Source organism: Pantoea dispersa (assembly GCF_014155765.1).
Taxonomy (GTDB): domain Bacteria; phylum Pseudomonadota; class Gammaproteobacteria; order Enterobacterales; family Enterobacteriaceae; genus Pantoea; species Pantoea dispersa.
The window spans coordinates 781750-802464 of record NZ_SCKT01000001.1 but is presented as its reverse complement, the minus strand read 5'-3'; the positions used below and the strand labels follow the sequence as shown (position 1 = coordinate 802464).

Sequence of the window (20715 nt, the reverse complement as noted above, 5' to 3'; positions counted from 1 at the left end):
GTTCGAATCGGCAGATTAGAACTGGTAAACCAGGCCAACGCCAACCACGTCGTCGGTAGAAGTACCGGTAGCGCGGGTGAAGTCGTTGTCGTCCAGCAGGTTGATTTTGTAGTCAACGTAGGTGGACATGTTTTTGTTGAAGTAGTAGTAGGTACCGATTTCGATATATTTAACCAGGTCAGCATCGCCGCCAGCGAAGGTTGAGCCGTGGCCAGTCGCGCCGTTCAGGTCCTTGCCTTTAGACTGCAGGTAAGCGATGGATGGACGCAGACCGAAGTCGAACTGGTACTGAGCAACCACTTCGAAAGCCTGCGCTTTGTTGGCAGCGAAGTTGAAGTCAGGGCCGGTAGCGCCAGTGCCGTCGTTGTTATTGCCATATTGAGTCAGGTTACGTGACTCACCGTAGAAGGCTGCCAGGTAAACATTGTTCGCGTCATATTTCAGACCGAAGCCGTAGGCACTTGCTTTATCACCGTTGCCATCAGTTGCCTGCTGGTCAGTACGGTCAGAGTTGAAGTATGCACCCACTGCGCTGATGCCCATGCCAGTGTCATAGGACAGAGAGGTACCCCAGCCATCACCATTATCGTAACGAGGGCCACGACCTTCGTTTTTGCCCTGATACTGAACGGCGAATGCCAGGCCGTCAACCAGACCGAAGAAGTTGCTGTTACGGTAGGTAGCCAGACCGTTTGAACGACCGGCCATGAAGTTGTCGTTATCCTGATACAGGGTATCATCACCAAACACTGGCAGCTGGTCAGTGTAAGACATTGCGTCGTACAGAACGCCGTAGTTACGACCGTAGTCGAATGAGCCTGCATCACCAAATTTCAGACCGGCGAAGCCCAGACGGGTTTTAGAACCAGAAGTGCCTTCAGATTCAGCAACGTTAGCCTGTACGTTGTATTCCCACTGGCCGTATCCGGTCAGCTGGTCGGTAATCTGAGTTTCACCCTTGAAGCCGAAACGAACGTAAGATTTGTCGCCGTCTGAGCTTGAGTCATCAGAGAACTGGTGACGCGCATCAACTTTACCGTAGAGGTCCAGTTTGTTGCCATCTTTGTTATAAATTTCTGCTGCGTTTGCTGCGCCGGCAGCTAACAGAGCAGGGATAACCACTGCAAGAATGTTGCGCTTCATCATTATTTATTACCCTCATTGGAGTTATTTGGACATCTGCCACTGCCGTCAAGAAACCTTTACGGGAACCTTGAAAGAAGTTTGATGTCTCCTGTGTCTGCACGCATCTTTCCATCACGGGGTTGCTAATTCTAGCCCGAAAATGATTCAATTCTCGTAATTACGTATCAAAAAGCAAAATTGTATTACAATTTGTAAAATATCGGGAACTTTGTGAGAGAACTCAAAATTTACAAAAATAAAAAAAGGCCGGCAGGGCCGACCTCAATATATATATGAATTTCTTATATTTAATCTTAAATCTTAGAAATTCGCGTTACGTGGCGTGCGTGGGAACGGGATAACGTCTCTTACATTTTGTACGCCAGTGACATAGGCGATCAAACGTTCGAAACCTAAACCGAAGCCGGCATGTGGCACGGTGCCATAGCGACGCAGGTCACGATACCACCAGTAATCTTCCTTATTCAGGCCCATTTCAGCGAGGCGCGCGTCCAGCACATCAAGACGCTCTTCACGCTGGGAACCGCCGATGATTTCACCGATGCCCGGCGCCAGCACGTCCATCGCCGCCACGGTTTTACCGTCGTCGTTCATACGCATGTAGAACGCTTTGATATCTTTCGGGTAGTTCTTCACCACCACCGGCGCTTTGAAGTGTTTCTCCGCCAGATAACGCTCGTGTTCTGAAGAGAGATCGACGCCCCATGACACCGGGTTCTCGAAGCTCTGGCCGCTTTTCAGCAGAATGTCGACGGCGTCGGTGTAGTCTACCTGGGCGAAATCCGTGTTGATGAAGCGCTCCAGACGGGCGATGGCTTCTTTATCCACGCGCTCGGCGAAGAACGCCATATCATCAGCGCGCTCTTCCAGTACCGCTTTAAACACGTACTTCAGCATTGCTTCCGCCAGGGCAGCCGCATCGTCCAGCGTAGCGAACGCCACTTCCGGTTCCAGCATCCAGAATTCCGCTAAGTGACGGCTGGTATTCGAGTTTTCGGCACGGAACGTCGGGCCAAAGGTATACACTTTGGACAGCGCACAGGCGTAGGTCTCGGCGTTCAGCTGGCCGGAAACGGTCAGGAAAGCCTCTTTACCAAAGAAGTCTTTATCGAAATCGACTTTGCCCTGCGGGTCGCGCGGCAGGTTTTCCAGATCCAGCGTTGAGACGCGGAACATCTCGCCGGCACCTTCGGTGTCAGAAGCGGTGATCAGCGGCGTGGAGACCCAGAAATAGCCGTTTTCATGGAAGAAGCGATGCAGCGCCTGCGCCAGCGTATGACGTACGCGCGCCACGGCACCGACAATGTTGGTGCGCGGACGCAGGTGCGCCACTTCTCGCAGGTATTCGATGCTGTGACGTTTAGCCGCCATCGGATAGGTATCCGGATCGTCCACCCAGCCGGTGACTTCAACCTGGGTCGCCTGCAGTTCGAATGCCTGGCCTTCACCCGGCGACTCCACCACTTTACCGGTGACGATCACCGAACAGCCGGTGGTCAGACGCAGCACTTCATCCTGATAATTATTCAGAGAATTATTGACGACGGCCTGAACGGGATTAAAGCAGGAACCGTCATAAACGGCGATGAAGGAAAGACCGGCTTTGGAATCTCTTCGGGTACGTACCCAACCACGTACGGTGACTTCACTGTCAACCGCTACACGGCCGTGCAGTACATCCGCTACAGGCACTACGCTCATAAAAATCTCTCTATATAAATGAAGATGGAGTGAAATAAGCCCCATTCCGGGGTTTAGCTATGTTACTTGCGAGCCACCAGGAAACAAGCAAAATTGCCGGAGAATAAAGAGATTTTCTGGCGCAGAGCAGGGCGCAGGCACCCTGCTCAGGCCAATTAGCTGGCGCGTTTGACCAGCGGCAGGTCGAAGGCTTTGCGCAGGGCGCGCACGAAGGCTTTATCCTGGCAGATGGTTTTACCGGGACTGTCGGAGAGTTTGGCCACCGGTTTACCGTTGCAGCTCACCAGTTTGATCACGATATTCAAAGGCGTGACGCCGGGAATATCGCAGGTGAGGCGGGTGCCGATGCCAAATACCACGTTCGCGCGCTGACCGAAATGACGATACAGCGCCAGTGCTTTGTCGAGGTTGAGATTGTCGGAGAACACCAGCGTTTTGCTGAGCGGATCAATATTCAGCCGCTGATAATGCGCAATGGCTTTTTCTCCCCACTCCACCGGATCGCCCGAATCATGGCGCAGGCCCTGATAGCGATGGGCAAAACCGGGGCCGAAATCACGCAGGAAGGCGTCCATCGTGATGCAGTCGGTCAGGGCAATGCCGAGCTGGTTATCGTACTCATCCAGCCACGACTGCAGCGCCGCGCGCTGGCTGTTGGCCAGTACCGGGCTGATCTGCTGATGCGCCTGGAACCATTCATGTGCCTGGGTTCCGACCGGGTTAAGCTGCAACCGGCGCGCCAGATCGTAGTTACTGGTGCCCAGCAGCCACGGGAATTCGTTTTTCAGCGTGCTGACAATCGCTTCCTGCACCGCGCGCGAATAACGACGCCGCGTGCCAAAGTCCATCAGCTGGAAGCGCGACATATCGAGATCACCCACCTGCTCACGGAAGTGCACCAGCTTCTGCTGCAGATGCGCCACCGCCTGTTCCGCGCCGCTTTCCGGCGTCCGGTGACGGTGTACCACTTCGCTGATCAGCGCCAGCAGCGGCACTTCCCACAGAATCACTTCACGCCACGGGCCGCGAATCTGAATGCGCAGATGCCCGTGATCGTCGCGCACCTCAACCTGCGAGGCATCGAAGCGGAACTGGCGTAGCCAGTCGAGATAGTCCTGCTGGAAAAACGGTAAGCTGCTGAGGTAACGATATTCGTCATCGCTCAGCGCCAGAGATTGCATGGCAGTAATGTGCGTGCGGATGGCGTCGGCATACTGGCCGAGTTGCTCATCGCTGCGGCAGCGAAATTCTGCCGTTACCGGGACATCGTAGTAACGATGATAAACGGCCTGCTGCATGTGAAGCTTATAGGCATCGGTATCAAGCAGCGTGGTCAAAATCGGGGAAGCGTGTCCAGTCATGGTGCGTTTCAGCATCCTCTTCCGCGGAGCAGAGCCCGGTATTCAACAAAGTCATAAAGACGCAGGAGTATAAAACAGTAATCACCGCGATCACACCATAATTGCAGGTGACAGGTCGAGGGTCATTTGTGCCATTGTTAATGAATTGTAGACTTTTGGCGCAACGCACGCATTGTGCGTGGCAACCCGGGCGCAACCCGCTTAGACTCTGAGGGTTGACTATATTAACGATGCGAGAAGGATTTATGACGCAACAGCCGCAAATTAAATATCGCCACGACTACCGGGCGCCGGACTACACCATCACCGATATCGACCTGACGTTTGATCTTGATGCGGCGACCACGCGCGTCACCGCCGTCAGTCAGGTAAAACGCCTTGGCGCGCAGCAGGCTGAACTGCGTCTGGACGGTGAGGCGCTGACGCTGCTGTCGCTGGCGGTGGATGGCAATCCGTGGCCGCACTACCGCGAAGAGCAGGGCGCACTGATCATCAGCCAGCTGCCGGACAACTTTACCCTGACCATTATTAATGAAATCCATCCGGATAAAAACACCGCGCTGGAAGGGCTGTATAAATCCGGCGAGGCGCTCTGCACCCAGTGTGAAGCCGAAGGCTTCCGGCATATCACCTGGTATCTCGATCGCCCGGACGTGCTGGCGCGCTTCACCACCACCCTGATCGCCGACGCGGCTAGCTATCCGTACCTGCTGTCCAACGGCAACAAGCTGGAGAGCGGTCAGCACGAGGATGGGCGTCACTGGGTGAAATGGCAGGATCCGTTCCCGAAACCCTGCTACCTGTTTGCGCTGGTCGCCGGCGATTTCGATGTGCTGCGCGACAGCTTTACCACCCGTTCCGGCCGTAACGTGGCGCTGGAAATTTTTGTCGATCGCGGCAACCTCGACCGCGCGGACTGGGCGATGACCTCGCTCAAAGCCAGCATGAAATGGGACGAAGAGCGTTTCGGCCTCGAATATGACCTCGATATCTTTATGATCGTCGCGGTGGATTTCTTCAACATGGGCGCGATGGAGAATAAAGGCCTCAACGTCTTCAACTCCAAATACGTGCTGGCCAAAGCGGAAACCGCCACCGATAAAGACTATCTCGGCATTGAAGCCGTGATTGGTCACGAATATTTCCACAACTGGACCGGCAACCGCGTGACCTGCCGCGACTGGTTCCAGCTCAGCCTGAAAGAGGGGCTGACGGTCTTCCGCGATCAGGAGTTCAGCTCCGATCTCGGCTCGCGCGCGGTCAACCGTATTGATAATGTGCGCGTGATGCGCGGCGCGCAGTTTGCCGAGGATGCCAGCCCGATGGCCCATCCGATCCGCCCGGATCAGGTGATTGAAATGAACAACTTCTACACCCTGACGGTGTATGAGAAGGGTTCTGAAGTGATTCGCATGCTGCACACGCTGCTGGGTGAAGAGCAGTTCCAGCAGGGGATGCAGCTCTATTTCGAGCGTCACGATGGCAGCGCCGCCACCTGTGATGATTTCGTGCAGGCGATGGAAGATGCCTCCAATGTCGATTTGTCACAGTTCCGCCGCTGGTACAGTCAGTCGGGCACGCCGGTGCTGACGGTGCGTGATGACTACAACCCGGAGCTGGAGCAGTACACGCTGCACGTCACGCAGCACACGCCACCGACCGCCGATCAAAAAGAGAAGCTGCCGCTGCACATTCCGCTGGATATCGAACTGTATGACGGTGAAGGCAAGGTCATTCCGTTGCAGCACAACGGTCATCCGGTTCATCACGTGCTGAACGTCACCGACGAGTTCCAGACCTTCATTTTCGACAACGTCTATTTCCAGCCGGTGCCGTCGCTGCTGCGGGAATTCTCCGCACCGGTGAAGCTCGACTATAAATGGAGCGATGCGCAGCTGACTTTCCTGATGCGCCACGCGCGCAACGACTTCTCGCGCTGGGATGCGGCGCAAAGCCTGCTGGCGACGTATATCCGCCTCAACGTGGCGCGCCATCAGCAGGGCCAGCCGCTGTCGCTGCCGCTGCACGTCGCCGATGCTTTCCGCGCGGTGCTGCTGGATGAGCAGGGCGATCCGGCGCTGATGGCGCTGATCCTGTCGCTGCCGTCAGAGAATGAGATCGCCGAGCTGTTCGAGGTGATCGACCCGCTGGCGATTGCCGCAGTGCGCGCGGCGCTGGTGCGCACGCTGGCGAATGAGCTGAGCGATGAATTCTATGCGGTGTATCTCGCCAACCAGAGCAGCGACTACAAAGTCGAGCATGCCGAGATCGGCAAGCGCGCGCTGAAGAATGTCTGCCTGAGCTATCTGGCGTTTGCGGACGCGGAGCAGGCCAGCAAACTGGTGCAGGCGCAGTACGACAAAGCCAGCAACATGACCGACGCGCTGGCCGCGCTGTCAGCGGCGGTGGCGGCGCAGTTGCCGTGCCGTGATGCGCTGCTGGCGGCGTACGACGAGCGCTGGCATCAGGATGGTCTGGTGATGGATAAGTGGTTTATGTTGCAGGCCACCAGCCCGGCGGCAGACGTGCTGAGCAAGGTACGTAGCTTGCTGACGCATCGCTCGTTCACCATGGGTAACCCGAACCGCATCCGTTCACTGATTGGCGCGTTTGCCTCGGCCAACCCGGCAGCCTTCCACGCCAAAGATGGCAGCGGCTACCAGTTCCTGGTGGAAATGCTGACCGATCTCAACCGCCGCAACCCGCAGGTGGCAGCGCGCATGATTGAGCCGCTGATTCGTCTGAAGCGTTATGATGCCGAACGTCAGGCGCTGATGCGTAAGGCGCTGGAGACGCTGAAAGGGCTGGAAAATCTGTCCGGCGATCTGTATGAGAAGATCACCAAAGCGCTGAACGCGTAAGAAAACAATGCGCAATAAATTGCGCCGCTACAAAGAGTTGCAATCCTCTGTAGCGGCGCGATTTATCGCGCGTCCTGAATTAACGCTGCTGCGCGAACTGCAGGGGCTGCTCTGAGGTTCCCCGCTTCATCACCCGATCCAGCACCTCGGCCTCCAGCTCGGCGAGGCGCGCCGATCCTTTGCGGCGCGGACGCGGTAAATCCACCGCCAAATCCAGCCCGATCTGACCCTCTTCAATCAGCAGCACGCGATCGGCCATCGCCACCGCTTCGCTGACATCGTGCGTCACCAGCAACACGGTAAAATTATGCTGCTGCCACAGCGACTCAATCAGGCCCTGCATTTCAATGCGCGTCAGTGCATCAAGTGCGCCGAGCGGTTCATCGAGCAGCAGCAGGCCGGGGCGATGAATCAGCGCCCGCGCCAGTGCCACCCGCTGTTTCTGTCCGCCGGAGAGCGCTGCCGGCCACTCATGTGCGCGATCGGCCAGACCGACCGCCGCCAGCGCCTCAAGCGCGGCGCTGCGCCACTCGCGGCCTTTCAGACCGAGGCCAACGTTATCGATCACTTTCTTCCACGGCAGCAGACGCGCATCCTGAAACATCAGGCGGGTATCTTCGCGCGCCTCGGCCAGCGGCGCGTTGCCCGCCAGCAGTTCACCGTGCGTGGTGGATTCCAGCCCGGCCAGCAGGCGCAGCAGGGTACTTTTACCGCAGCCGCTGCGGCCGACCACCGCGACAAACTGGCCGGCCGGAATATGTAAATCGATATGATTCAGGATGGTGCGATTGCCATACTGCTTGGTGACGCCATTGACGCCCACCGGGGTACCGCGGTTCAGGCGCGCCGGACTTAGCGTTGCGTTGCTCATGCGTTCTCCTCCTTCAATTGGTAAGCCGGATGCCAGCGCAGCCAGACACGCTCCAGCAGCTGTGCCGTCACGTCGGCCAGTTTGCCCAGTAGGGCATAGAGAATGATGGCGACCACCACCACATCGGTTTGCAGAAACTCACGGGCGTTCATTGCCAGATAACCAATACCGGAGTTGGCCGAGATGGTTTCGGCCACGATCAGCGTCAGCCACATCAGACCGAGGGCAAAACGCACGCCAACCATGATTGACGGCAGCGCGCCCGGCAAAATCACCTGAATAAACAGGCTCCAGCCGGAGAGACCATAGCTGCGCGCCATCTCCACCAGGCCGCGGTCAATATTCCGTATGCCGTGATAGGTATTGAGGTAGATAGGGAACAGCGTGCCGAGCGCCACAAGAAAAATTTTGGCTGACTCGTCGATGCCGAACCACAGAATCACCAGCGGGATCAGCGCCAGGTGCGGCACGTTACGCAGCATCTGTACCGAGGTATCCAGCAACCGTTCGCCGGTGCGCGACGTGCCGGTAATCAGCCCGAGAATCAGACCAATCGAACCGCCAATGGCAAAGCCGATTGCCGCTCGCCAGCCGCTGATGGCGAGGTGTTGCCACAACTCACCGCTGGCCGCGAGATGCCAGAAGGTGATGACAATATTCTCCGGCGAGGGCAGGATGCGCGTCGACAGCCAGCCGGCCTGTGAGGCAATCTGCCACACCACCACCAGCAGCACTGGCAGCGCCCACGGCAGCAGGGCATTACTCAGCTGTTTATTGACCTTTGCCATATGCACTCCTTAACTCTGCGCGACTTTTTGCGGGGTGAAATCATTGGCGACCGCTTCACCGTGCGCCTGCACCACGCGGGGTTGCGGGATTTCCGGCACGGCCAGGTCGAGATGCGGGAACAGCAGCTCGCCCACACGATAGGCCTCTTCCAGATGCGGATAGCCAGACAGAATGAAGGTCTCGATGCCGAGATCCTGATACTCCTGCATACGCGCCGCGACCGTCGGACCGTCGCCCACCAGGGCAGTCCCGGCACCACCGCGTACCAGACCGACGCCGGCCCACAGGTTCGGGCTGATCTCCAGCCGATCGCGGCGTCCGCCGTGCAGCGCGGCCATGCGCTGCTGACCGACTGAATCGGTGCGGGCAAAAGCCGCCTGCGCTTTAGCAATGGTGGCATCGTCAAGATGGGCGATGAGCCGGTCTGCCGCCTGCCATGCTTCTTCATTGGTTTCACGCACAATCACGTGCAGACGAATGCCGAAGCGCACCGTGCGCCCCTGCGCCGCCGCTTTGGCGCGCACCTGTTCAATCTTCTCTTTGACCAGCGCGGGCGGTTCGCCCCAGGTCAGATAGACATCCACCTGCTCCGCGGCCAAATCCTGCGCGGCATCCGATGAGCCACCAAACCACAGCGGTGGACGTGGCTGCTGCACCGCTTTAAACATCAATCGTGCACCGCGCACTTTGACGTACTTGCCTTCGTAATCGACCGTTTCGCCTTCACTCACCCGGCGCCAGACGCGGGTAAACTCCGCAGATTCGGCATAACGCTCGCGGTGATCGAGGAAAACGCCGTCGCCCGCCAGCTCTTCCGGATCGCCGCCGGTGACGAGGTTAAACAGCGCGCGACCGTTGGAGAGACGATCGAGCGTGGCGGCCTGCCGTGCGGCCTGCGTCGGGGAAATCACTCCCGGGCGCAGCGCCACCAGAAAACGCAGGCGCTGCGTCACCGGAATCAGGGATGCGGCCACCAGCCATGCATCTTCACACGACCGGCCGGTGGGGATCAGCACGCCACCAAAACCGAGGCGATCGGCGGCCTGCGCCACCTGTTGCAGATAACCGTGGTCCACCGGGCGCGCGCCTTCGGCGGTACCGAGATAGTGGCCGTCGCCGTGGGTGGGAAGAAACCAGAATACGGATACGCTCATGATAAATTTCCTTATGGCCGGGCCGGCTGTGGCTGCCAGATGCGATCGGCAATGGTGACTTTGACCGGCATTAAATGGTTGGCATAAAACAGATCGGCAGTTTGCTGTTGGGCCTGCGCCGTGTGGGCGCTGACCGGCGTAATGGTGGTCGGAGGACGATGGTCAAGGTAGCTGGCGATCACCGGCTTCGGCAGGCCCATCGCCTGTGCCAGCAGATCGATACTTTGCTGGCGCTGGCTACGCGTCAGCGCGTCGGCTTCGCTAAAGGTGTGCAGCACCTGCTGCACGAAGTCACCGTGATCGGTAGCAAAGCTGCGCGTGGCGAGATAGAACGAACCGGTCTGATTCAGCTTGCTACCGTCCACCAGCACACGGACGTTGCCCTGCAGCAGCGCAGCGGAATAGTAGGGGTCCCAGATCGCCCAGGCGTCAACATCGCCCTGCTGAAACGCGGCGCGCGCATCGGCTGGCGTCAGATAAGTCGGCTGAATATCGTTAAAGCTCAGCCCGGCCTGTTCCAGCGCGCGCAGCAGCAGATTGTGCGAACTGGAGCCTTTCTGGAACGCCACTTTATGGCCTTTCAGTTGCGCCACGCTGTGGATGGGACTGTCCTTCGGCACCAGAATCACTTCAGCCTGCGGCTTAGGTGGCTCCGAGCCGACATACAGCAAATCCGCCCCGGCGGCCTGAGCAAACAGCGGCGGGATATCACCGGTGCTGCCCAGGTCAATGCTGCCCACGTTCAGTGCCTCAAGCATTTGCGGACCGGCCGGAAACTCGATCCACTGAATGTTGGTGGCCGGGAAGCGCTGCTCCAGCAGCCGATGCGATTTGGCCAGCACCATGCTGACCGATCCTTTCTGATAGCCGATACGGAATTGTGCTGGCGCTTCGGCAGCCTGAGCCGCGAGGGTCAGGGCAAACAGCGCGGTAACGGTTGGCAGCAGCCAGCGGGTTAACATCCTTTTCATCGCGGTTCCTTTATACAGCCTGAGCATAGGGTTGATGACGACGGTGCAGCGCCTGCCAGAAGGTTTCCAGCGCCTCATCAATGCGCTCGCTCAGCAGCGCATCCAGCTCAGGCTGGCGGTCGTAATGGGTGATTTGCGTATCACTGGCGAACACGCCGTGCAGGACTTCCTGCGCTTTCAGCGCGTTCAGCACCGGTTTCAGCGCGTAGTCAACGGCCAGCATGTGCGCCACGCTGCCGCCGCTGGCCAGCGGCAGCACCACTTTATGTTCCAGCGCCCGCTCTGGCAGCAGGTCGAGCAGGGTTTTCAGCGCACCTGAGAAAGAGGCTTTATAAATCGGTGTGGCGACGATCAGCCCCTCCGCGAGCGCTAAATCCGCTTTCAGCGCGGTCAGTGCCGGTGAGTCAAAGCGCGCATATAGCAAATCTTCCGGCTGAAAGTTGTGAATGTTCCACGGAATCACCTCGACGCCACGCGCTTCCAGCGCCCGCTGGCACACACTCAGCAGCGCCGTAGAACGTGAAGGAAAACGCGGACTCCCCGCCAGCGTAATAACCCGCATGGTCACTCCTTATAACTGAAAGTTATTGATTAGCAATTATTGAGAACTGATGCATTCAATCCTGACAGAGCAGGCGGCGAGGCGTAAATGATTTATCCGGCAATGGATAGCCGTCAGGCGGGAATAGCTCGCTCATATAAAGGAAGGGAAAAGCGCCTCTAAGGTTAATCTGAATTGCACCCGCAGATTGCCGGGTTTTCATTAGCGGCTTCCGTCACGGGCAAGGTGAGAATGATTAAAAGCGCTGTTGCCTGGTTAAATCAGAGGTGTAACCGTCGACACATATCGCCGGGCGCGCCATTGTCGTCAGGCTTAAGAAGAAATAGATGAGGTAATTTAAGCTGTAGCGAAGAAATGGCGGCTTAAGTTAAAAATTATCACCAGGATTTTTCTCACCTGCTGTTTTCGCTGCTCCATTTTAAGTTGGCCTTAAATTGAAGAGGAAGTGTGTCAAAACGTAGCCTTTTATTAAAATTGAGCCATGTCTCAACGTTTCCTGTTACGAGTATTGCTAATTTCCTCTGCGCTTAAGTGGGGCTTTCTTTAGTGACGCTTAACAATAAAAGGCAAATAAACAGCCAGTCTGGCAAGGGCCAATAGTCATGCCGTCGGCGGGCTGTTTATAATTGATTGAGTTTTCTTACGCTAAAAAAAAGTCACTGCCTTATTTGCGCCTTAATTGGGCGGATTTTTGTCTGGCCATTATTCAGTATTATTTTTAGGGAGAGGAATATGGGAAGGTCTGCTCTGTTAGTGCACCCGGCTGAGCCGGTTGCCGCTCAGCCCGCGCGCGTCGCGGCTGATAACGTTAATCCACTATTGTGTTATCTGCTGCAGCCGGATGCCGCGCACAGCCAGTTTACCGCTGTGCCACAGCCAGCGGCGGAGAGCGTCAGCGACGACGCGTTCTTACTGTTTGCCGCCGACGGCTTTGCGCCCTCTGCTGCACTGTTGCAGGAAGTGGCAACGCTCAGCCATCAGCGCCCGGAGCTCAACTGCATGCTGGTTTCACTGGCACCACGCGCACTGAGCAGCGGCCTGCAGTCGTCGCTGCAGCTGTTCCAGCAGCTGCAGGCGCAGCGCCTGTGGCAGCAGAATAACTATGCGGTCATCCTGCGCGCCGCGCTGGTGAAAAATGCCGCTCCGCTGGTACGCATTCAGGATGTGATGCTGGCCGGCCTGTTAAATACGCAAACGGTATGGCTGCTGGATGCTCGCGCTGAGCATGAGGTCACCACGGTTAATCCGCCACCCAGCTATCAGCAATTTATGACGGAGTATGAAAAGGTCACCCGTTTGTCACACTTTATTCCGGAGCGAAACCGTTATCGCCAGAGTTATTTACGCAGCGGGTTATTACAGCTGGTACAGCAGGAATTAAACGCTGAAACGCAGTTCTCTAATAATGTGCGGCACGCGGTGCGCTACTTTGCCGATCAGTTTTCACCGCAGAGCACAATGGAAAAACTGTTACTGAAACAGCCCGACCTCTATTTCTCACTGATGAAAATGAGAAAAAGCCGCTGAGATAGCGCCAGCGTTAATTTTAAGAATTACTCCCGTGGGCGCTGAGGTATTTTTGTGTCACGCTGTTAACACTGAGAAAAATACCCAGACGCCAGAGTTTTTATGTCTATCAAACGTAACGCGATTGCCAACTATGTTGGCCAGATCTATCTGACGCTGTCAGGTATTTTAGTAGTTCCCCTGTATATTCAGCATTTAGGTATGGAAGCTTACGGTCTCGTGGGCTTCTTTTCTATATTGCTGACCTGGCTGCAGCTGCTCGACGCGGGCGTTTCAACCACGCTGATGCGCGAGGCGGCACGCTACCGGGCAAATCAGGCAGAATTTGTCTGGTTTCCGGCGCTGTTTGCCACGCTGACCCGCTTCTTCCTGTTCTCCACCCTGGTGCTGGTGGTGCTCGGCTGGCTGGCGACGCCATGGATTGCCACGCACTGGCTGGATGCGCAGCACTTACCCGCCGGCGATGTGGTGGTGGCCGTGGCGATCATGGTGATCACCGCCGCGATTCGCTGGCGTACCAGCCCGTATCGCAGCGTGATTGTCGGTTTTGAGCATCAGGTCTGGCTCAACGGCGTGAACCTGATCATTACCACGCTGCGTACTTTTGGCGCGGTACTGGTGATCCAGCTGTTCCCGAATCCGCTGCTGACCTTCTTTATCTGGCAATTGCTGGTGTCGATTGCCGAAGCCGCCTGCTGTATCTGGAAATCCTGTCAGCTGGTGCCCCGCGCAGCGCGCAAAGAGAAGCGCGACGACCTGAAAGGCGTGCTCAAACCCTTTATCCGCTTTGCGCTGAGCGCCGCCTTCTCCAGCGCCGTGTGGACCTTTATTTCGCAGATTGACCGGCTGGTGCTGTCAAAAACCCTGCCGCTGAGCGAGTACGGCTCGTTCACCGTGGTCGCCACGGCCGCGACCGGTATCCTGCTGCTGAGCAGTCCGATTATGCAGGCGATTGTGCCGCGCATGACCGGCATGAAAACCCGTCAGCAGGGCGATGCCGAATCGCTGAAGCTTTATCGCTATACCACCCAGGCGGTGACAATTTTTATGGCCCCGCTCAGCATCACCATTGCCTGCTATGCCGGACCGCTGCTGTGGGCGTGGACGCAGAAACCACAAATTGTCGAAGAGATGGCGTTCGTGCTTAGCCTGTATGCGCTCGGCAGCGGCATCCAGGCGATCTGCGGCCTGCTGTATCACCTGCAATACGTCAACGGCAATCTGAAACTGCACATGCAGGGATTCACCTGTTTTGCCGTCGTGCTGGTGCCGCTCAACATCTGGTGTGCCGTCCATTACGGGGCGCTGGGCACCGGCTGGCTGTGGCTGGGGCAGAATATCTTCTATTTAGTTGGCTGGGCGTGGCTGGTGCATCGCCGCTTTGCGCCGGGTATCCATTTCAGCTGGCTGACGCGCGACGTGGCGCTGATTTGGGCGGTCTCGGCGCTGATTGCCTGGCTCAGCACGCTGCTGCCCATTGAGTGGAACCAGAATCGCTGGATCAACCTGCTGTGGCTGGGGCTGATCGGGGCCTTTAACCTTGGCGTGTGCTGTCTGTTACACAGCCTGGTGCTAAAACGCCTGCGCGCGCCGCTTGTTAACGCAGAGGAAAGAGGATGAGCATGACATCACGCCGCACGCCGACGGTTTCGGTAATTATCCCTAACTGGAACTGCGCGCCCTGGCTGCCGGAAACCCTGGGGTCGCTGCTTCGCCAGTCATCGCCGCCGGAAGAGATCATCATTATTGATGATGGCTCAAGCGATGACAGCGTTGCCTGGTTGACGGCGTTTGCTGCGCAGCATCCGCAGGTGACGCTGCTGAGTGGCGGACGCGGCGGCGTCAGTGCCGCGCGCATGAAGGGGCTGGCCGCAGCCAGCGGCGATTTCGTCTATTTTATGGATGCCGACGACTTCGTCTCGACTGAACTGTTCGCCGATTTCCGCCGCGTGCAGGCCCGTCACCCGGAGATTGATCTGTTCTGCTTTGGCGCGAAAATGTTTTTCGACCTGCCAGCGCCGCAGCGCCATTATCAGACCATCCATCAGCGCCACGTCAGCGGCCTGCTGCCGGGCGGCAGCGCCACGCTGCGCACGCTGATTCAGCATCAGTCGGCGCATCGGGTGATCTGGAGCAGCATCATCTCGCGTCGCCTGATTGACCAGCTCGATCTGCAGTTTCTGCCGATCCAGAACCATGAAGACGCGCCCTTTATGTTCGCCCTCTACCTGCAGGCGCGCGCGCTGTACTGCACCAGCCAGAGCTACTACTACAAACGCTTTATGCTGAGTTCACTGTCGCAGAGCACGCGCGACTTCTCGTGGGTGAAAAATTACTTTATCGCCCGCGCCGGCAGTGAGCAGTTCCTGCAGCAGCAGCAACTGCCGTACGATGAGGCGCTGCTGGATGACTATTACCAGACGGTGATGCACGGCTGCCTGACGCAAATCCGCAAAAATCACATGACGGTGCCCGCCGAGTGGCAGCCGCAGGTGAATCAGCTGGTGCGTAAAGTGTTACAGCACAACGCGCGTCTGAAACTGCTGTGGTATTGCCCGGCGATTTACAGCGGCTTACAGGCCTGCCGCGATCGTCTCGGACGCTATTCCGCCCGACGCTGATACCGATCAAATTGTTGCATCCCAGAGTAATTTACTTTTGCGCCAGAGCACCTTACCATTCTGGCGCACAAATTCCCGTGCACCCGACTTTCACGAAGCTTCAGCCATTCAGGAGAGTGCATGCTATATCCTATCGTCCGGCCGGCGCTGTTTAAGCTCGATCCAGAGCGCGCGCACGAACTCACCTTTCAACAGTTACGTTTCATCAGCGGCACGCCGCTGGAAGGGCTGATTCGTCAGTCGCTGCCGTCACGCCCGGTGACCTGTATGGGGCTGACCTTTCCGAACGCGCTGGGTCTGGCTGCGGGTCTGGATAAGAACGCGGAGTGCATTGATGCCTTTGGCGCCATGGGCTTTGGCTTTGTCGAAGTGGGCACGGTGACGCCGCGCGCGCAGCCGGGCAATGACAAACCCCGCATGTTCCGGCTGGTGGCGGCGGAAGGTATCATCAACCGCATGGGGTTTAATAATCTCGGCGTCGATCACCTGGTAGAGAATGTGAAAAAGGCGCGCTTTAAAGGCGTGCTCGGCATCAATATTGGTAAAAATAAAGACACGCCGGTAGAGCAGGGCAAAGATGATTATCTCACCTGCATGGAAAAGGTGTATGCGCACGCCGGTTATATTGCCATCAATATTTCCTCACCGAATACCCCCGGATTACGTTCGCTGCAATATGGCGAAGCGCTGGACGATCTGCTGTCGGCGATTAAATTAAAACAGCGGGCGCTGCAGGAAAGCCATCTTAAATATGTGCCGGTGGCGGTGAAGATCGCGCCGGATCTTTCTGAAGAAGAATTGATCCAGGTTGCTGACAGTTTAGTGCGTCACGAAATAGATGGCGTGATCGCCACCAATACCACGCTCGATCGTTCGCTGGTGAGCGGGCTAAAATATGCCGACGAAGCGGGGGGATTAAGTGGCCGTCCGGTTCAGTCGCGCAGCACCGAGGTGATTCGCCGTCTGGCGCAGGAGCTGCAGGGACGTCTGCCTATTATTGGCGTCGGTGGCATTGATTCGCTGGTCGCGGCACGGGAAAAAATGGCGGCTGGTGCAACGCTGGTGCAGATATACTCGGGCTTTATTTATAAAGGTCCGGGTTTAATTAAAGATATCGTGACCCATCTCTAAGACATTTCTCACTTTCCCTGGCCGGGGGGTTTATTTCTCCCTCCGGCTCGTTTATATTTTGTCCTGTTCGTACAATTTTCAGCTTTTTCCTTAAAGCAATGTTTTAAATTTAAGCGCCGTTTAGCGCAGCGTAAATCCACAGGGCACCCCATGAAAATCAAACCCGATGACAACTGGCGTTGGTATTTTGACGCAGAGCATGACCGGATGATGCTGGATCTGGCCGATGGAATGTTATTTCGCTCGCGCTTCTCGCGCAAAATGCTGACGCCCGATGCCTTTAATGACAGCGGTTTTTGCGTTGATGACGCTGCGCTTTATTTTACTTTTGAAGAGCGCTGTCGCCAGAGCGGTTTAAAAAGCGATCAGCGCGCCGAGCTGGTGCTAAATGCGCTGGTGGCCAGCCGTTTCCTTAAGCCGCTGATGCCGAAAAGCTGGCACTTCACCAGCCATGCGCACAGCTGGCAGCCCGTCGCGGGCGATATGGTGGCGGTAACGTTGGCTGACAGCGGCGAACAGGCACAGCTGCTGGTGGTCGAAAGCGGCGAGAATGCCGCGCTCTGTCTGCTGGCGCAGAGTGCGCTGACGGTGGCGGGCAAAGGGATGCAGCTCGGCGATGCCATCAAGATCATGAACGATCGCCTGCAGCCGCAGTTGCAGGAGAGCAGCGCGCCCTTCGCCCGCGCGGTGTAGCGCTTACGCCAGTTCGATATCTCCGTTCGGAATACAGCTGCAGCTGAGAATGGTGCCGTCACCGCGTACCGCGCTCTGCTTCAGCGCCTTCACGTCACCCGACACCAGCGTCATTTTGCAGCTGCCGCAGATTCCGGCACGACACGAATAGGGAATGCGAAAGCCCTGCATCTCCAGCTGTTCCAGTAATACCTGCTGATTATCGCCGGCAAACTGCTGACCCTGATAGCCAATGGTCACGGCGGCCGGCGCGCTGCTGGCGGCCTGCAGCGTTTCCACCACCTCACCGGCACCGTAAGCGCGCGGCGTTTGCCGTTCCAGCACTTCAACCGTATCGCCGACGCGCACGATGCCGCTGTTAAGCGCAATCAGATTGAGGCCGAAATCGATATCACCGCTGCCGTCCTGCGCGCTGCGAAAGCGCTGCAGCGTGGCGAGCGGTTCGCCCTGCGGATGCTTGCGGCCGCTTTCGGTGCCGATGGTGGTAAACACGCAGCGGCTGCACGGCTTCGGCATCTCGAAGGTGATCTCGCCGATCTTAATACGTTTCCAGCTGTCCTCATCCCAGGCGCTGGCGCCGCTGACGATCAGATTGGGGCGGAACTGTTCCAGCCGCACGCTGGCCGGACAGCGCTGCTGCAGATCCTGCAGCGACGCCATGTTGACCAGCAGGTAAGGGAAGCCGTCAGCGAACCCCAGCGGGACATGGTCGAAGCGTTTTACCCGGCGTGACGGCTCAGTGCCAACCCAGCGCAGCTGCACCGGGCGCGGGAAAAAGCCGCTCAGCCACTGGTTGATGGTGTCAGGCGCAATACGCGCAGTGAACTGATTGCCCCACACTTCGGTCGGTGCCGGCTGGGCGCTGAAATCGCTGAAGCGGATCAGCGCCTGGCTGCCGTCCGGCGCGGTGATGAATAGCCCGTCGGGCAGCAGGGCGGGCGTGAAACGCACCATCTCCGGAAACTGGCGGGCGGTAATAAAGGTCCCGTCCGCTTCGGTCACCATAAAGATGCGATCGAAGGCCAGACCGCTTTCCAGCACCTGCGCGTGTGACAGCTGCAAACCACGCATCGATTTAACCGGGTGAATATACAGGCGAGACAGGGTAATCATCACAACTCCGTACAGACAAAAAGAAGCTAACTTTATGACATAGGACGCTGATTCGCTATAATGCGCAACAATTTTAGCAAGAGTAAAAGTGACGATATGAATTCTCTGTTTGCCAGTACGGCGCGTGGGCTCGAAGAGCTGTTGAAAACTGAGCTGGACGCGCTGGGTGCGCAGGATTTGCAGGTGGTGCAGGGCGGCGTCCACTTCCGAGCCGACGACCGCGTAATGTACCAAAGCCTGCTGTGGAGCCGTCTGGCTTCACGTATTTTGCTGCCGCTGGGAGAATTCGGCGTCTGGAGCGATCTCGATCTCTACGTCGGCGCGCAAAGCATCCCGTGGAGCGAGCTGTTTGACAGCAACACCACGTTCGCCATCCACTTCAGCGGCACCAATGAGGTGATCCGCAACAGCCAGTTTGGTGCGCTGCGCATCAAAGATGCGATTGTCGATAGCTTTACCCGGCAGAATCTGGAGCGTCCGAGTGTCGATCGCGAGCAGCCGGGCATCCGCATTAACGCGTGGCTGAACAAAGATCGCGTTAGCATCGCGTTGGATCTGAGCGGCACCGCACTGCATCAGCGCGGCTATCGCCAGCAAACCGGCCAGGCACCGCTGAAAGAGAACCTGGCGGCGGCGATTGTGATGCGCTCCGGCTGGCAGAGCGGCACGCCGCTGGTCGATCCGATGTGCGGCTCCGGCACGCTGCTGATTGAAGCGGCGCTGATCGCCTGCGATCGCGCGCCGGGCCTGCTGCGTTCGCACTGGGGCTTCAGCCGCTGGAAACGCCACAACAATGCACTGTGGCAGGAGGTGCGCAGCGAAGCGCTGCAGCGTGCGCGCGCCGGCACAGCCGCCACCACGTCACGCTTCTTTGGCTATGATAATGATGGCCGCGTGCTGGAGTGGGCACGTGCCAACGCACGCCGCGCCGGCGTGTTCGATCTGTTCACCTTTGCGCAGCAGGATGTGCTGCAGCTGAAAAATCCGCTGGCGGGCGAAGCGATGCGCGGTACGGTGCTGAGTAACCCGCCGTACGGTGAGCGTCTGGAGAGCGAGCCGGCGCTGATTGCGCTGCACAGCCAGCTGGGCCGCATCATGAAACAGCAGTTTGGCGGCTGGAATTTGTCGCTGTTCAGCGCCTCACCCGAGCTGCTCAGCTGCCTGCAGCTGCGCGCCGATCGCCAGTTTAAAGCGAAAAACGGTCCGCTGGAGTGCGTACAGAAGAACTACCAGCTGGCGGAGAACAGCGCCGAAGGCGGCGCACAGATTGCCGAAGACTTTGCTAACCGCCTGCGTAAGAACAGCAAAAAACTGGACAAGTGGGCGCGCCAGTCGAATATTGACTGCTACCGCCTGTATGACGCCGATCTGCCGGAGTATAACGTGGCGGTCGATCGCTACGCCGACTGGGTGGTGGTTCAGGAGTACGCGCCGCCGAAAACCGTGGATGCGACCAAAGCGCGTCAGCGCCTGTTTGACGTAATCGGTGCCACGCTGAGCGTACTGGAGATACCGGCCAATCGCCTGGTGCTGAAAACCCGCGAACGGCAGAAGGGCAAAAACCAGTACCAGAAGCTGAGCGAGAAGGGCGAATTCTTTGAAGTGCAGGAGTTTAACGCGCGGCTGCTGGTGAACCTGACGGATTATCTCGATACCGGCCTGTTCCTCGACCACCGTATCGCGCGCCAGATGCTGGGCCAGATGAGCCAGGGGAAAGATTTCCTTAACCTGTTCTCATATACCGGTAGCGCCAGCGTGCACGCCGGGCTGGGCGGCGCCAAATCCACCACCACGGTCGATATGTCGCGCACCTATCTGGAGTGGGCCGAACGTAACCTGCGCCTGAATGGATTAACCGGGCGCCAGCATCGCCTGATGCAGGCGGACTGCCTGAGCTGGCTGCGCGAAAGCGATGAGCAGTTCGATCTGATCTTTATCGATCCGCCGACTTTCTCCAACTCCAAACGCATGGAAGATGACTTCGATGTGCAGCGCGACCACCTTATGCTGCTGCAGAACCTGAAGCGCATGCTGCGTCGCGGCGGCACCATTATGTTCTCCAATAACAAGCGCGGCTTCAAAATGGATCTGGACGGCTTGCAGCGTCTGGGTCTGCAGGCGCAGGAAATAACGCAAAAAACGCTGTCGCAGGACTTTGCGCGCAACCGTCAAATTCACAACTGCTGGCTGGTAAGCCACGCCGGTAAGGAATAA

General features: G+C 57.6%; 16 protein-coding genes. 7 read left to right on the top strand and 9 right to left on the bottom strand.

Annotation, left to right across the window (positions count from 1 at the left end; genetic code table 11):
• Window positions 1-15 precede the first annotated feature (15 nt).
• From ompC to pncB, 3 genes are all read right to left on the bottom strand, one after another.
• Window positions 16-1146, bottom strand: coding sequence for a porin OmpC (ompC, locus tag H7K56_RS03900; RefSeq protein ID WP_058780805.1), 1131 nt, complete (start codon window positions 1144-1146; stop codon window positions 16-18).
• 300 nt (window positions 1147-1446) lie between these two features.
• On the bottom strand, window positions 1447-2847 hold the full coding sequence (gene asnS, locus H7K56_RS03895) for an asparagine--tRNA ligase (RefSeq protein WP_058769559.1): 1401 nt from the start codon (window positions 2845-2847) through the stop codon (window positions 1447-1449).
• A 155-nt stretch (window positions 2848-3002) separates the two neighbouring features.
• Window positions 3003-4208, bottom strand: a complete 1206-nt coding sequence (pncB, locus tag H7K56_RS03890) for a nicotinate phosphoribosyltransferase (protein ID WP_058780857.1) — start codon at window positions 4206-4208, stop codon at window positions 3003-3005.
• Window positions 4209-4453: 245 nt separating this feature from the next.
• Between pncB and pepN the strand changes: the two genes are divergently transcribed.
• On the top strand, window positions 4454-7069 hold the full coding sequence (gene pepN / locus H7K56_RS03885; RefSeq protein WP_150360638.1) for an aminopeptidase N: 2616 nt from the start codon (window positions 4454-4456) through the stop codon (window positions 7067-7069).
• Window positions 7070-7148: 79 nt separating this feature from the next.
• Here the strand turns inward: pepN and ssuB are convergent, their stop codons facing one another.
• From ssuB to ssuE, 5 genes are read right to left on the bottom strand one after another with little or no spacing between them, the layout of a single operon-like run.
• Window positions 7149-7940, bottom strand: a complete 792-nt coding sequence (gene ssuB, locus H7K56_RS03880; protein ID WP_021508325.1) for an aliphatic sulfonates ABC transporter ATP-binding protein — start codon at window positions 7938-7940, stop codon at window positions 7149-7151.
• On the bottom strand, window positions 7937-8728 hold the full coding sequence (gene ssuC / locus H7K56_RS03875; RefSeq protein ID WP_125308465.1) for an aliphatic sulfonate ABC transporter permease SsuC: 792 nt from the start codon (window positions 8726-8728) through the stop codon (window positions 7937-7939). The genes ssuB and ssuC overlap by 4 nt, the downstream gene beginning before the upstream one ends.
• 9 nt (window positions 8729-8737) lie before the next feature.
• On the bottom strand, window positions 8738-9883 hold the full coding sequence (gene ssuD, locus H7K56_RS03870; RefSeq protein ID WP_058775379.1) for an FMNH2-dependent alkanesulfonate monooxygenase: 1146 nt from the start codon (window positions 9881-9883) through the stop codon (window positions 8738-8740).
• A gap of 11 nt (window positions 9884-9894) precedes the next feature.
• Window positions 9895-10854: a sulfonate ABC transporter substrate-binding protein gene (locus H7K56_RS03865; RefSeq protein ID WP_021508322.1), complete on the bottom strand. Its 960-nt coding sequence runs from the start codon at window positions 10852-10854 to the stop codon at window positions 9895-9897.
• 10 nt (window positions 10855-10864) lie between these two features.
• Window positions 10865-11416: an NADPH-dependent FMN reductase gene (gene ssuE, locus H7K56_RS03860; protein WP_021508321.1), complete on the bottom strand. Its 552-nt coding sequence runs from the start codon at window positions 11414-11416 to the stop codon at window positions 10865-10867.
• A 732-nt stretch (window positions 11417-12148) separates the two neighbouring features.
• On the opposite strand from ssuE, the gene H7K56_RS03855 reads away from it, so the two are divergent.
• From H7K56_RS03855 to H7K56_RS03835, 5 genes are all read left to right on the top strand, one after another.
• Window positions 12149-12943 (top strand): hypothetical protein, encoded by a 795-nt coding sequence (locus H7K56_RS03855; protein ID WP_031279850.1) that lies wholly within the window; start codon window positions 12149-12151, stop codon window positions 12941-12943.
• 102 nt (window positions 12944-13045) lie between these two features.
• Window positions 13046-14563 carry a lipopolysaccharide biosynthesis protein gene (locus tag H7K56_RS03850; protein ID WP_150360639.1) on the top strand — a complete coding sequence of 506 codons (1518 nt, stop codon included), beginning with the start codon at window positions 13046-13048 and terminating at the stop codon, window positions 14561-14563.
• A complete protein-coding gene (locus H7K56_RS03845) occupies window positions 14560-15564 on the top strand; it encodes a glycosyltransferase family 2 protein (RefSeq protein WP_058769566.1) in 1005 nt (334 codons plus the stop codon). Before H7K56_RS03850 ends, H7K56_RS03845 begins: the two co-directional genes overlap by 4 nt.
• A 120-nt stretch (window positions 15565-15684) precedes the next feature.
• Window positions 15685-16695: a quinone-dependent dihydroorotate dehydrogenase gene (gene pyrD / locus H7K56_RS03840; RefSeq protein ID WP_021508317.1), complete on the top strand. Its 1011-nt coding sequence runs from the start codon at window positions 15685-15687 to the stop codon at window positions 16693-16695.
• 150 nt (window positions 16696-16845) lie between these two features.
• Window positions 16846-17388: a cell division protein ZapC gene (locus H7K56_RS03835; RefSeq protein WP_058759732.1), complete on the top strand. Its 543-nt coding sequence runs from the start codon at window positions 16846-16848 to the stop codon at window positions 17386-17388.
• 3 nt (window positions 17389-17391) lie between these two features.
• Here the strand turns inward: H7K56_RS03835 and H7K56_RS03830 are convergent, their stop codons facing one another.
• Window positions 17392-18501: a YcbX family protein gene (locus H7K56_RS03830; RefSeq protein ID WP_058769568.1), complete on the bottom strand. Its 1110-nt coding sequence runs from the start codon at window positions 18499-18501 to the stop codon at window positions 17392-17394.
• Window positions 18502-18597: 96 nt separating this feature from the next.
• Here H7K56_RS03830 and rlmKL point away from each other — a divergent pair, with 96 nt between their 5' ends.
• The gene (gene rlmKL / locus H7K56_RS03825; protein WP_150360640.1) at window positions 18598-20715 is read left to right on the top strand and encodes a bifunctional 23S rRNA (guanine(2069)-N(7))-methyltransferase RlmK/23S rRNA (guanine(2445)-N(2))-methyltransferase RlmL; all 2118 of its coding nucleotides are present in this window, start codon (window positions 18598-18600) and stop codon (window positions 20713-20715) included.